11 protein-coding genes are annotated in these 13,486 nt (G+C 35.3%); 8 read left to right on the top strand and 3 right to left on the bottom strand.

Annotated features, from left to right (window positions below; all coding sequences use genetic code 11):
- The first annotated feature begins 145 nt into the window (after positions 1 to 145).
- Complete coding sequence (locus B0A80_RS18735) at positions 146 to 2,839, top strand: zinc-dependent metalloprotease (protein ID WP_165769286.1); 2,694 nt, start codon at positions 146 to 148, stop codon at positions 2,837 to 2,839.
- Positions 2,840 to 2,923: 84 nt separating this feature from the next.
- Here the strand turns inward: B0A80_RS18735 and B0A80_RS18730 are convergent, their stop codons facing one another.
- A complete protein-coding gene (locus B0A80_RS18730) occupies positions 2,924 to 3,460 on the bottom strand; it encodes a ComF family protein (RefSeq protein WP_083342475.1) in 537 nt (178 codons plus the stop codon).
- Between the two features lie 245 nt (positions 3,461 to 3,705).
- Between B0A80_RS18730 and B0A80_RS18725 the strand changes: the two genes are divergently transcribed.
- The 5 genes from B0A80_RS18725 (at position 3,706) to B0A80_RS18705 (ending at position 9,579) form a co-directional block, all read left to right on the top strand.
- Entirely contained in the window at positions 3,706 to 5,247 is a 1,542-nt protein-coding gene (locus B0A80_RS18725) for a glycine--tRNA ligase (protein WP_070906375.1), read from the top strand.
- Between the two features lie 261 nt (positions 5,248 to 5,508).
- A complete protein-coding gene (locus tag B0A80_RS18720) occupies positions 5,509 to 6,318 on the top strand; it encodes a LytR/AlgR family response regulator transcription factor (RefSeq protein WP_089078289.1) in 810 nt (269 codons plus the stop codon).
- A gap of 174 nt (positions 6,319 to 6,492) precedes the next feature.
- Positions 6,493 to 6,738, top strand: coding sequence for a hypothetical protein (locus B0A80_RS18715; RefSeq protein ID WP_070906377.1), 246 nt, complete (start codon positions 6,493 to 6,495; stop codon positions 6,736 to 6,738).
- 94 nt (positions 6,739 to 6,832) lie between these two features.
- Positions 6,833 to 8,884 (top strand): tetratricopeptide repeat-containing sensor histidine kinase, encoded by a 2,052-nt coding sequence (locus tag B0A80_RS18710; RefSeq protein WP_089078288.1) that lies wholly within the window; start codon positions 6,833 to 6,835, stop codon positions 8,882 to 8,884.
- The gene (locus tag B0A80_RS18705) at positions 8,881 to 9,579 is read left to right on the top strand and encodes a response regulator (protein ID WP_089078287.1); all 699 of its coding nucleotides are present in this window, start codon (positions 8,881 to 8,883) and stop codon (positions 9,577 to 9,579) included. Before B0A80_RS18710 ends, B0A80_RS18705 begins: the two co-directional genes overlap by 4 nt.
- 95 nt (positions 9,580 to 9,674) lie before the next feature.
- Here B0A80_RS18705 and thiL read toward each other — a convergent pair whose 3' ends face one another.
- Positions 9,675 to 10,721 (bottom strand): thiamine-phosphate kinase, encoded by a 1,047-nt coding sequence (thiL, locus tag B0A80_RS18700; protein WP_017497397.1) that lies wholly within the window; start codon positions 10,719 to 10,721, stop codon positions 9,675 to 9,677.
- Between the two features lie 395 nt (positions 10,722 to 11,116).
- Here thiL and B0A80_RS18690 point away from each other — a divergent pair, with 395 nt between their 5' ends.
- Both B0A80_RS18690 and B0A80_RS18685 read left to right on the top strand, forming a co-directional pair.
- Entirely contained in the window at positions 11,117 to 11,596 is a 480-nt protein-coding gene (locus tag B0A80_RS18690; RefSeq protein ID WP_017497400.1) for a DinB family protein, read from the top strand.
- Positions 11,597 to 11,646: 50 nt separating this feature from the next.
- Positions 11,647 to 12,147: a DinB family protein gene (locus B0A80_RS18685; RefSeq protein ID WP_070906382.1), complete on the top strand. Its 501-nt coding sequence runs from the start codon at positions 11,647 to 11,649 to the stop codon at positions 12,145 to 12,147.
- 44 nt (positions 12,148 to 12,191) lie between these two features.
- Here the strand turns inward: B0A80_RS18685 and B0A80_RS18680 are convergent, their stop codons facing one another.
- The gene (locus B0A80_RS18680; protein WP_089078286.1) at positions 12,192 to 13,148 is read right to left on the bottom strand and encodes a helix-turn-helix transcriptional regulator; all 957 of its coding nucleotides are present in this window, start codon (positions 13,146 to 13,148) and stop codon (positions 12,192 to 12,194) included.
- Between the last annotated feature and the right edge of the window lie 338 nt (positions 13,149 to 13,486).

Raw genomic sequence — 13,486 nt, 5'->3', positions numbered from 1 at the left:
TTAGCGTAATTGATTTTTTACCCTCAAACCGTTAGTTTTTGTGAAAATGGAGTAGTCTATAAATTTAAAACTGTATAATTGTCTCTAATAAGTGTAAGATTTTGATTTAATTCGCGTAATTTTGATATACTTTTATATTTAGAATATGAAAAAAAACCTACTTTTTTTATTTTTTATTTTTTGTAGCGCAAGTATGTATGCCCAAAACGATGGCTTGTGGCAGAAAGTTGATGCTGTTTCGCTAAGCAAGAGAGGGATTACTTCTGAGCCGGGGCGATTGTATTATAAGCTGAATTCGGATTTTCTGAAAGCAAAACTAATTGCTACTACAGCTAAAACAGCGAAAAATACTTCGACAGAAATTACATTCCCCAATTCGGGAGGTGTACTGGAACGTTTTTCTGTTTGGGAATCTTCCAATTTTGAGCCTGAGTTACAGGCAAAATATCCGGAAATCAGAGCCTATGAAGGACGCGGTTTAGACGACAAGACGGCGAAGATTTATTTTAGTGTAGCACCAATTGGGGTTCAGACTATGGTGCTTCGTACAGATAAACCATCAGAATACATCGAGCAAAATCAGGAAGATAAATCGTCCTATGTTTTGTTTACTAAAAATGATACAGCTTCAAAATCGCGTTTGACTTGTAAAACAACAGATGTACCAGAAAATAAAAGTACTTCTTCTACGGCAAAATCGGCAGCAAACAATAAAGTTTTCAAAACCTTTAGGCTGGCATTGTCTTGTACAGGTGAGTACACCGCTTATTTTGGAGGTACAAAAGCAGGTGCATTGGCAGGGATGAATGCTACTCTAGCACGAGTAAATGCTGTTTTTAATAAAGATCTTGCTGTAAGAGTGGTTTTAATTGCCAATAATGATGCTGTAATTTATACAAATGGATTAACAGATCCTTATTCTAACCCAGACAGAGGAACCTCTAAAGATCCTTCAGATGGTAATGATTATTGGAGTAAAGAAGTTCAAAGCACTTTAACAAGTGTAATTGGAGAAGCTAATTATGATATAGGACATTTGTTTGGGGCGTCCGGAGGAGGAGGAAATGCGGGCTGTATTGGCTGCGTATGCGATAGTCCGACACCGTCTGATGCAATGGGGAAGGGAAGTGCCTATACATCACCGGCAGATCAGAAACCGGAGGGAGACAACTTTGATATTGATTTTGTTGCTCATGAAATGGGACATCAGTTTGGAGGATATCATACTTTTTCTTTTGATGCATCAGAAAGAACAGGCCTAAATGTTGAACCGGGAAGCGGATCAACTATAATGGGCTACGCAGGAGTGTCTAAGGGGTATGATGTTCAAAATCATTCAGACGATTATTTTGCTTACGCCAGTATTCTGCAAATCCAGAATAGGTTGTCCGGAAAGAACTGTCCCGTTAGTACATCCATAGCAAATAATCCTCCGGTAGTTGATGCTGGTGCGGATTATACAATTCCTATTAGTACACCGTTTATTTTAACTGGTATTGGCTCAGCCGTTGCTGGTGTGACCTATACCTGGGAGCAATTTGATAGTGCGTCAGATTCATCAACTGGAAACAGTAATAGTACGGCTTATCCTGAAAAACCCAATGGGCCTCTATTTAGGTCTGTACGTCCGGGGAGTTCACTTGTTCGTTATATGCCCGAGTTGAATACAGTACTTTTGAACAAGTTGACCACAACTTGGGAGTCGGTTTCTTCTGTTGCAAGAACATTGCATTTTACCCTGACAGCAAGAGATAATGGAGCATCGGCAGTTGCACAGACGAACACTGATACAATGATTGCAACGGTCGTAACTAATGCCGGACCATTTACCGTTACTTCGCAAAATACAGATGACGTTAGCTGGCCAATAGGTTCAAACCAAACGATAACATGGGCAGTGAATAATACCAATACATTACAGGGATCTTCGGCAGTAAATATCAAGCTATCAACAGATGGAGGTTTGACATTTCCAATAATTTTAGCCTCAAACACACCGAATGACGGTTCGCAAACCGTTCAGATTCCGACCAGTGTAACTGCTTCAACAAATTGCAGACTTAAGATTGAGCCAACAGCAAATATTTATTATGCTTTAAATAGTAAGTCGTTTGCAGTGGGGTATACTTCGACGACAACTTGTGATTCTTATAGTTTCGGGAATGCTTTTGCTATTCCTCCCGGAAATTCTTTCACTTCTAAAACGGTAAATGTTCCGGCATCAACCGGAACGATTTCCGATGTAAATGTTTTGGTTAATGTAACACATGATAAGCTTTCAGATTTCGAATTGCAAATAGTAAATCCGCAGGGTACAGTGGTTAATTTATATGATCGTAACAGTTGTGGCGGAATAAATTCTACTTTGGCTCTTCAGTTTGACGATGCCGGAGTTGCTTTAGATTGTTCTAAAACTACAAGTCAGATTGTTGTTCCAATTGATTTATTGAGTGTGTTTAACGGTCAGGATCCTAAAGGAACCTGGAGTTTTAGAGTTCGCGATGCAGTTACGGGTAATTTTGGAACTATAAATTCAGCTTCATTGAATATTTGCAATAAAACGTTTGTTTTAGGAGAGATTGATATTGAAAATGTAGCGTTTACTTTATACCCAAATCCGAACAGAGGAAATTTTACCATTCAGTTTAGTAGTGATTCCATCAATAGAGTTCAGATTTATGTACATGATATTCTTGGCAGGCAGGTGTATTTTAACTCTTTTGATAAAACGCCTTATTTTAATCAAAATATTCAATTAGCAGGAGCTACAGCAGGGATGTATCTGGTGACTGTAATAGAGGGGGAGCGCAGAACGGTTAAGAAAATAGTTCTATACTAGAGAAAAGATAAGTTTTAAAATAAAATCCAAATTTCAATAACTGCAGTTGTTGGAATTTGGATTTTTTTTGATTGGAATCTTATCTTATGAATTTGCCATTGCCATACAGACAATGCTGATTTTGGCTCCGGGAATTTTTTGTAAAGCTCTGGAACAAGCCTCAAGTGTAGCGCCCGTAGTCAATACATCGTCAACGATTAAAAAATGTTTGTTGTGATTTTCATTCGAAAATTTAACGTCAAAGATGTTTTCGATGTTTTCAGATCTTCCTAAAAGATTTTTTTTAGATTGGGTTTTTGAATATTTTTTTCGGTACAATAAGCCCGGATCAAAAGGAATTGCCAGGTTTTTAGATAAAGTGGTGCCAAAAGTAGTAACCTGATTGTAACCTCGTTTTTTTAGTTTTTTGGGATGCAGTGGTACTGGAATGATTACATCAAAAGGAATTTTTAAACTTAATTCTTTTAAATCTTCGGCATACCAATTACCCAGAAAAGTCCCGATTTCTTCATGACCTTTGTATTTGAGATTATGGATCAGTTCCTGAACAACTCCTTTTTTATTGAAATGTAAAAATGCAGATGCATGCTGGATGTCGATTCTTCCATAAAATTTCTTCACAGCCTCGTTTTTTTGGGTTAAATGATATTGAGTAAGAGGTAATTCGTGGCGACAACGAGTGCACAAAATAGTTTCACCACTAAGTAAAAGGGTGTGACATCCGACACAAACTTTAGGGAAAAAGAGGTTGATGAGATAATTAAACACAAATAGAAAGAATTTAGTTACAAAAATAACCAAATCATTGTTTCAAACTTTATTATTTTTCTTTTTTTTAAAAGTACTTTTTATATTTTTGCATCACTATGGCAAAACAAGAAGATTTATTTAAGAATGTGGTTTCGCACGCAAAAGAGTACGGATTTATTTTTCCGTCAAGCGAAGTATACGATGGATTAAGTGCAGTGTATGATTATGCACAAAATGGCGTCGAGTTAAAAAAGAATATTCGTGAATATTGGTGGAAATCAATGGTTCAGATGAATGAGAATATTGTCGGCTTAGATGCTGCAATATTAATGCACCCGACAACCTGGAAAGCTTCAGGCCACGTTGATGCATTTAATGACCCATTAATTGACAATAAAGATTCAAAGAAAAGATACAGAGCCGATGTTTTGGTAGAAGATTATGCAGAAAAACTTAATCTGAAAGCTAAAAAAGAAATTGAAAAAGCGAGTGCTCGTTTTGGAGATGCTTTTAATGAGCAGGAATTTGTTACGACAAATGCCCGTGTAATTGAATATCTGGCTAAAGAAAAAGAAATTAGAGAGCGCTTAGGACGTTCTTTAGGAAATGGAGATTTAGAAGACGTAAAAGCACTAATCGAAGAATTAGAAATTGCTGATCCTGAAACAGGTTCCAGAAACTGGACGGATGTGAAACAGTTTAATTTAATGTTCGGAACGAAGTTAGGAGCTTCTGCAGAGTCTGCAATGGATTTATATTTACGTCCCGAAACGGCTCAGGGTATTTTTGTAAATTTCCTTAACGTACAAAAATCGGGTCGTATGAAAGTTCCTTTTGGAATTGCTCAAACGGGTAAAGCGTTTAGAAATGAAATTGTAGCAAGACAGTTTATTTTCCGTATGCGTGAATTTGAACAAATGGAAATGCAGTTTTTTGTACGTCCGGGTGAAGAAATGAAATGGTACGAACACTGGAAAACTACTCGTTTAAATTGGCATCTGTCTTTAGGCTTAGGAGAGCAAAACTATCGTTTTCATGATCATGAAAAGTTAGCACACTATGCTAATGCTGCTGCAGATATCGAGTTTAACTTCCCATTCGGATTTAAAGAATTAGAGGGAATTCACTCTCGTACAGATTTTGATTTAAAAGCGCACGAAGAATATTCAGGTAGAAAATTGCAATATTTTGATCCTGAGTTGAATGAAAACTATGTGCCATATGTAGTTGAAACTTCTGTAGGTTTAGATCGTATGTTCCTGGCTGTTTTTGCAACTTCATTGCAAGAAGAAGTTTTAGAAGACGGATCAACAAGAACCGTATTGAAATTGCCGGCTGTTTTAGCTCCAACAAAAGCAGCTGTATTGCCTTTGGTTAAAAAAGACGGACTACCTGAAATTTCTAAAAAAATCATCGAAGATTTAAAATGGGATTTCAACGTAGCGTACGATGAAAAAGATGCAGTAGGTCGTCGATACAGAAGACAGGATGCACTTGGAACACCATTTTGTATTACTGTAGATCATCAAACGATCGAAGACGAAACCGTAACTATCCGTCACAGAGATACTATGAAACAAGATCGCGTTAAAATCTCTGAATTAAAAGACATAATCGAGAACGAGGTTTCAATGAAAAACTGGTTGATGAAAATGTAATATTTATGACATTTATATATAAAAGCCCAAATTCCTTTAAGGAGTTTGGGTTTTTTTAATACCAAAAAGTGTATTTTGGCGATTATTTTTGCATTTCATCCTTTTGTGTTAACATTTGTTTGTAATATATCAACAATGAAATAGCAGAATAATTGAAATTTGTATTTTTAATTGCGAATAAATGGCGAAACAGGAGCCTTTCAAAAGGATCGATGAAATAAAAGTTTGTCGGGGGTTCATGAAAAATCAATAAAAATAAGATTGAAAAAGTATTCGTATATTATTATTGACGATGATGTGGAAAGTATTTTGAAAACCAGAACAATTGCAGAAGGTTTTTCAGAACTTACTTTTGCGGGATCGGCTGCGAATTATCAATCGGGATTGAATTTGGTTTTAGAGCACCGTCCACATCTCATTTTGTTAGAAATAGATCCGAAAGACGGATCGAGTAATTTGTCACTTGCTTTTATAAATGAACTTTATCGGTTCTTGTCGCTTATTCCTAAGATTATCATCACCACAACAAAAAAAGAGCTTGCTTTTGAGGCCATTCAGCATGGTGTTTTTGATTATATCTTAAAACCAGTTCTACGGATTGACTTGATGAAGACTATTCTGAAACTCGAAAAAGCTTTTCCTGCAGATGATTCTGAAACCATTGAGGAAGACAGTACGCCATTGAGTGAACTGTTTGCTGAACCGGCAAAAAGTGCTGAGCAGCCCCTTGTATTATGTGTGAAATCCTATGGAGATTATCGCTACATCAATTCCAATGATATTAGTTACTTTCAGGCAGATAATAATTCGACCGATATTTATTTGAATTCAGGTGAAATGATAACTGCTTTTAAAACCTTAAAGCATTTTGAAGGCGTATTGTCGCATCCTTTTATTAGGATTCATAACAGTTACATCATCAATCAAAATTATATTGCAAGAATCCATAACGGGAACTCGACTTGTTATATCAGGAATTCCTCTAAAAAGATTCCCTTTTCAAAAACATATAAATCAAATGTTGACTTAATTATTGCTGATTTCGCTATAGGAAATTATTTAGAAGTGTAAAAATTATACAACTACATTGATTTGCCCCTCATTGACTATCAATTGGATACGATTTACCATAAACCTTTTTTTTCGTATTATTTTTTTTAAATGTGTCCTTAGTTTTACACCATGATTCGCGCATAGCGATGATTTTTAAAACTAAAAAAAACAAACATTTAATACCCTCAGATCATGAAAAAGACAGCTTTAAAAATCGTATTATTTTCTACAGTAATGATAGCAACTTCGTTTGCAACTCCACAAAGAATTTCTCCATCAGATTCAATCGCTAAATTCTCTACGAATACTATTGATGACCAGTTTACAGGTCGTGGAAAAAGAAAACAGGATAACGTAAATACACTACATAATTTAAACCAATCTGAAGGATTTCGTCAGGACAGACAAGCTATAGGTGTTGTTAAGAAAATGGATTAAATTCATTCAAAATAAAATTGAAAGGCTGTCAAATTCTGACAGCCTTTTTTTATGTCTTTAGTTTTAGTATTTTTGATAAAATTCAAAAAAGACATTGAAAAAAACTTTATCTATATTACTTTTTTTATCTCTTATTCTATTGGGATGCACCGGCAAAACTCATGAAGATGAAGATGAATCTTCTCCAATTGATAGTCTCCCTACGTTTTTATCTTTGGCAAATGATGTTGATTTAACGTATGATCTGAAACAAAAGTATAATAAGAAAGCATTTGCAATAATCATAAAGCAAAAAGACGATTCTGTCAATAAAGTCAATTTGTTTAAAATAGCCAATCGTTATTATAATATGAGCGATTGGAAATCGTACCTTCAAACGACTGAACTAATTCTGAAGAGATCAAAAGAGACTAAGGATTCTGCCAATATTGCCAAGGCTTATACTTACTTAGGCGACTATTATGTTTCAAAATCGGTTTCTGACAGTGCCTTTATGAATTTTTATCATGCCGAAAAATTATATTTAGCAATTAATGATCACTATAATCTGGCTAAAACTTATTTAAGTAAAGCTAGTCTGCAATACAACGAAGGAGATTTTTTTGAAAGCGAAATTGCTGTTTTTAAGGCATTGCGCAGTTTAAAAGGTCAGAAGAATGCTAACGATCAGTTTTATGAATGTTATAACTTATTAGGGATCTTGTACAATGATAAAGAAGAATATGGTAAGGCATTAAGTTTTCATAATAAGGCATTACTAAATCTTAATGATAAATCTATTCCCCTGGAGCTTCAGTTAAAAGCGGCATCATTAAATAATATTGGTTTTGTTTACATCAATATGCGTAATTACCGGGATGCCAAAAGATTTTTTGAAAAAGGTCTGAAAGAGGAAAATTTATTTAAAGAAAATACCATTTTGTACGCAATGCTGCTGGATAATCTGGCATACTCTAAATTTAAATTAGAAGAGTTAGACGGTCTTTCGGATGATTTCTTCAGATCACTGAAAATTAGAGATAGTCTAGGATTAAAATCAGCGATTGTGTCCAGCAAGATTCATTTATCTGAATATTTTGCCTTTAAAAAGGATACTTTTAAAGCAATTCAGTTCTCGAGGCAGGCTTTGCTTTTATCACGATCGACTAATAAAATTAATAATACACTCCAGGTATTAAAGCAAATTGCGATTGTTGATCCGAAAAATGCCTCAGCTTACTCTAGGGAATATATTAAGTTGAATGATGAAATGTTGAGAGCCGAACGTAATATGGGGGAAAAATTCTCCAGAATCGAATATGAAACTAATGAAATAAAAGATCAGAACTCCAGTTTGCAGGAGAAAAACAAAACCTTAATATACATCTTTAGTATTTGTACGCTGATAGGCTTGTTTTTCTATGTGTATAAAACACAACAGGCAAGAAACAGAGAGCTGCTTTTTAAACAGCAGCAGCAGGTTGCTAATGAAGATATCTATAATTTGATGATATCGCAGCAAAATGATATTGAGCAGACTCGTATTAAAGAAAAGAAAAAAGTAGCTCAGGATTTGCATGACGGGGTGTTGGGCAGAATGTTTGGTGTGAGAATCAGTTTGGATAGTTTAGATAAAGTAGATGAGGCTGAAGCAGCTCCCAAAAGAAAAAAATACCTGACGGAACTTAAACATATTGAAGAAGATATTCGTGAGATTTCGCATGATTTAAACCGTGAGAAATCAGAATTAATTAATAATTTTATCGCGATTTTAAACAAATTGTTTGAGGATCAGAGAAACACCTATGATTCCGCGTTAATCACTTCTTTTGATTCTAATATTAAATGGGAACTGGTTACAAATGCAGTAAAAATTAATTTATACAGAATTGTTCAGGAAGCCCTTCAGAATTGTAATAAGTATGCGAAGGCAAATATAATTTCGATAGATTTTAAAAGTGAAATAAACCATTTGATTTTGTCAATTTCTGATGACGGAATCGGGTTTAATACCAAAACAACAAGAAAAGGTATCGGTTTGCATAATATTCAATACAGAGCGACAGAATGTAAAGGTTTTGTTTTCTTAAAATCGGCCAAAGGAGAAGGAACTCTTCTGATAGTCAAAATCCCAATAGATCAAAAAATAAACCTACAGCATACATGACAATTGACCCCAATCCCCAGGCTCCTCAATTAATTAGAAAAAACATTTTAATTGTTGACGATCACCCCTTTATTATTGAAGGATATAAGAATGCGATAACACGTTATAATCCTAATAAGTATGAGTTTTTTATTTTGCAGGCCCACGACTGTAAATCAGGGTATGATTTAATTGAAGATGCTCAGACTCCTGAATTTGACGTTGCTTTTTTAGATATCAGCATGCCTCCATACGAAGAAAAGAATATTTTTTCGGGTGAAGATCTGGCGAAATTACTTCTGAAGAAAATGCCAAAATGCAAAATAATTCTGTTAACAATGTATACTGAATTACTGAAAATTAAAACAATCATCAGAACCATTAGTCCCAATGGTTTAATTATCAAAAATGATCTCACTTTTGATGAATTGCTTTTTGCATTTGATAAAGTAATGAAAAGTGATAAATATTACAGCCAGTCCGTTCAAAAGATACTCAATCAATCTGCTCATAATTCTATTGAAATTGATGAGTTTGACAAGCAAATTTTATTTCATTTGTCAAAAGGAACTTCTTTAGCCGACATGCCGCAATACATTCCAATTTCGGTTAATGAAATCGAAAAACGCAAAGCGGGTCTTAAAGAACTGCTTAAAGTGAGAAGCGGTTTTGATGAGGACCTGGTTAAAGAAGCGAAATGTAAAGGGCTTTTTTGAGCTTTCAGTCTCAGTTTTCAGTTTTCAGTTTTCAGTTCTTAGTCAGTATTTTACTGAAAATTGCGACTGAAAACTGAAAACTGCGACTAAAAAAACTACTCCGTCAGAGCATCCCAGCCACGGGCTTTCAGTGCAATTTTTGTATTGGCACGTGTTACGAGGTGAACTCCTTCGCTTTCATCGGCCATGTGGCCAATAATCGAGAAGTTTGGGTTGCCTTTTATCTTGTCAAAATCATTAATGTCGATGGTAAAGAGCAATTCATAATCTTCACCACCATTTATAGCCACTGTTGTACTATCGATATTGAATTCTTCACAGGTCGAGATAAACTGAGGGTCCAGAGGAAGCTTGTCCTCATATAAATTACAACCCACCTTCGATTGTTTGCAGAGATGCATGATTTCAGAAGATAATCCGTCTGAAATATCAATCATCGCTGTAGGTTTAATTTCAAGTGCATGCAATAAGGTACGAACATCTTTTCGGGCCTCTGGTTTTAACTGGCGCTCGATCAAATAACTGTACATATCCAGATCCGGCTGGCTGTTAGGATTCACCTGAAAAACCTGTTTTTCACGCTCCAATACCTGCAATCCCATATAAGCAGCTCCAATATCTCCGGTAACAACAAGTAAGTCGGTTTTTTGAGCACCATTTCGGTAAACAATTTCTTCTTCGTTAGCTTCACCAATTGCGGTGATGCTAATAATTAGTCCTTTTTGCGATGAGGTAGTATCGCCACCAATAACATCTACTTTGTACTCTTTTGCAGCATGTGTAATACCTTCAAATAATTCTTCTAAGGCTTCTAATGGGAAACGGTTAGAAACTGCCACAGAAACCGTTATTTGCGTTGGTTTTGCATTCATCGCACAAATGTCGGACAGGTTAACAACAACCGATTTGTAACCTAAATGTTTTAAAGGCATATACGCCAGATCAAAATGCACTCCCTCAATTAATAAATCAGTAGAGACCACTACTTTTTTGTCCTTAAAATCAAGAACAGCGGCATCATCGCCTATACTTTTCAGGGTAGATTCCTGAGTGACATCAAAATTTTTGGTTAAATGGTCAATTAGGCCAAACTCGCCTAATTGTGCTATACTGGTACGTTGCGGATTTTTATCTTCGATCATTTTCTTTTAAGTTCCAAAGTTTGTAAGGGGCAAAGGTACAAAGGTTTTGTTTAATTTTTTGGATTGTCGTCTGCATTACTTTTTCATTATGAAGAGCTTTACCGGAAAAATCGATTCCGTTTATTTTCGATAGGATTCTTTCCTCCTTAAAATTAGATAAATTCAAAAGGGAAGAAACTACTTCATCTGTGTTTTTACTGAGCAAATTTGTTGTTTTGTTGTTTAGTGTTTGTTTGTCAGTGATTTATGTTATTGAATCTGAGTAAAATGTAATAAATTTGTACGTCCTGCTGTTAGAAAAGAAAATATTTTTAAAATTTTATTTTCCTGCTGACAAACTGTTGTCACCGACCCTCAATACTTTTGAAGTATCAAATAATTAAAACTTTAAAACTATGAAAACATTAGCAGCCCAAGTAATTACTCCTGAAGATTTATTGATACACTGGCAAGGACACCGTAAGCTTACACGTAACCTTATTGAAAAATTTCCGGAGAAAGATTTTTTTGAATTTTCAATTGGAGGAATGCGAACTTTCGCTCAGTTGACTGACGAGCTTTTGGCTATCGCAGCTCCGGCATTAAAAGGAATCGTTAATAAAGAAATCAAACCTTACACCGAAGCATCTGAAAAATTGATTTTTAAAGCGCAGTATCTGGAAAAATGGGATGAAGCGACAGCCGAAATTAACGAATATTGGAAACAATTGTCGATCGAAGATTTTAGTGAAACCTTTAATCTGTTTGGGCAATACGAATTTCCTATAATTCAGAATGTATTGTATTTTATTGATAACGAAGTGCATCACCGTGGACAAGGTTATGTGTATTTAAGAGCTTTAAATATCGAACCTCCGTTTTTCTGGGAAAGATAATTGCAATCGGAAGTATTTAATAAATTTTATTCTAATATAAATCGAACAGTATGAGTTTTAAAAAAATTATGACCAATTATGCCGCTTATAATTTATGGGTAAATCAACAATTTGTGAATTGGCTTTCGGCAAAAACCGATGAATTGCTGCATAAAGAAGTTCTTTCAAGCTATCCAAGCATTATTAAAACGCTAAATCATATTTGGGAAACCGAAGAATATTGGTTTTCAATAATAGCCGAAATTCCACAGCCGGAAAGAAGGGAAGCTGTTGATTTAAATAAGGATGAAATATTTGAAGGTTTATTGAATACCTCCACAAAATTAGCTGCATTTATCACATCATTATCAGACGAACAGTTATTGAAAACAATCAAAATTGAAAATCCATGGTTTCAGTGCGAACAGCCTGTAAGCGACTACTTGCTGCAGGTGGTGAATCACGGAACGTACCACCGAGGACAGATTGTAACTATTGGAAGAAATGTTGGTATTACTGACGCTTCTAACACCGATTATAATTTTTACAATGTGGTAAAAGAGAAACACTAGATTTGAAAAACTCCTAAAGATGAACTTCACCTTTAGGAGTTTTTTTATAGCAGTCTTTTACGGTTGATTTCCAATAATTCCAGTGTTTTGGCCTTGAGTATTTCAGGTTCCAGAATCGTAGCGTAATCTCCATACATTAGAAACCATCGCGGGAATGAGTTTTCGATATCTCGTGACATAAAAGTCATTTCTATTTTTCCGTCTACTTCTTTTTCTGAAATGAATCCGTGGTACTTTTTTTCGGTACCCAGATAACGGGCGATTTTTTTATCAACTAAAATTCGGACTTTTGTTGTTGGACAAGTTTCTGTTTTCTTGATATAAGTTTCTAAAGCATCGTGTTCGATCGTAAAATCAGCATCTGTTTTTCGAATACCCTGAATTCTGTCTGCTCTAAACTGACGATAATCTTGTCGTAAATGGCAGTATCCTAAAAAATACCAATTGTTATTATCGTGAAAAACCCCCACAGGTTCTATATTTCTTTGCGTAGCCGTATCGGTTTCGTAGGTTTTGTACGAAAGTAAAAGCTGTTTTTTCTCTGCAATACCTTCAAACAGAAGTGCCAAAGTATTTGGCGAATTATCATTAAACATCGGTTCGGCAGTGTTCATTATAACCCGCGATTCGATATTGGAGAGCCAGTCTTTATCGGTACTTCTTAAAACAGATTTTAGTTTATACATGGCCGATGCATAATGTGCTCCAAGAGAGGGATCTGTAAATTTCTGCATGAGTTTTTCGGCTGCTATAAAACTGCTTACTTCTTCGCGTGTGAACATAACGGGAGGCAATCTGTAACCATCCATCAAAGCATAACCAACTCCCGCTTCACTGTAAATAGGAACCCCCGAAGCTTCCAGCGTTCGAATGTCTCGATAGATTGTTCGTAAACTACAATCAAAACGATCAGCCAATTCCTGCGCTTTTACAATTTTTTTGGATTGTAATTGGATGAGGATGGCGATAATTCGGTCAAATCGTTTTGGAGTTTCGTCCATTTTTTCTAGGTTCAAAGGTTCAGAGGTTCAAAGTTACAAAGGTTTGATGTTTAAAGAAATAAAAAGCTGTTCCAAATTGAGACAGATTGCTTTTGTTTTGGCGTCTGCAATATAATGTTCTCGTAAGGTTATTGTTGAAATATAAAATAACAGTTTGGTGGTCTCAAAAAGGTATTTCGCTCCCTTGGAGCAGTTTGAGATAGAAACGGTAATAGTTCCTTTTAAGAAATATTTTAAATGATATAAAACAAAGGGGCTGACTCATTTTTGAGTCAGCCCCTTTGTCTATTCAGATAATTGACATCCGTTTGCTCTGTTGGAGCAAAATATTTATAGAT

This window comes from Flavobacterium tructae (assembly GCF_002217475.1).
Classification (GTDB): domain Bacteria; phylum Bacteroidota; class Bacteroidia; order Flavobacteriales; family Flavobacteriaceae; genus Flavobacterium; species Flavobacterium tructae.
The sequence above is the reverse complement of the archived record's forward strand: the minus strand, read 5'-3'. Positions and strand labels throughout refer to the sequence as shown.

What these genes read in the sequence shown, in the direction of transcription:
- B0A80_RS18735 (WP_165769286.1), top strand. Translation starts at nt 146, where the DNA reads ATGAAAAAAAACCTACTTTTTTTATTTTTTATTTTTTGTAGCGCAAGT.
- thiL (WP_017497397.1), bottom strand. Translation starts at nt 10,721, where the DNA reads ATGATCGAAGATAAAAATCCGCAACGTACCAGTATAGCACAATTAGGC.
- B0A80_RS18690 (WP_017497400.1), top strand. Translation starts at nt 11,117, where the DNA reads ATGAAAACATTAGCAGCCCAAGTAATTACTCCTGAAGATTTATTGATA.
- B0A80_RS18685 (WP_070906382.1), top strand. Translation starts at nt 11,647, where the DNA reads ATGAGTTTTAAAAAAATTATGACCAATTATGCCGCTTATAATTTATGG.
- B0A80_RS18725 (WP_070906375.1), top strand. Translation starts at nt 3,706, where the DNA reads ATGGCAAAACAAGAAGATTTATTTAAGAATGTGGTTTCGCACGCAAAA.
- B0A80_RS18705 (WP_089078287.1), top strand. Translation starts at nt 8,881, where the DNA reads ATGACAATTGACCCCAATCCCCAGGCTCCTCAATTAATTAGAAAAAAC.
- B0A80_RS18715 (WP_070906377.1), top strand. Translation starts at nt 6,493, where the DNA reads ATGAAAAAGACAGCTTTAAAAATCGTATTATTTTCTACAGTAATGATA.
- B0A80_RS18680 (WP_089078286.1), bottom strand. Translation starts at nt 13,148, where the DNA reads ATGGACGAAACTCCAAAACGATTTGACCGAATTATCGCCATCCTCATC.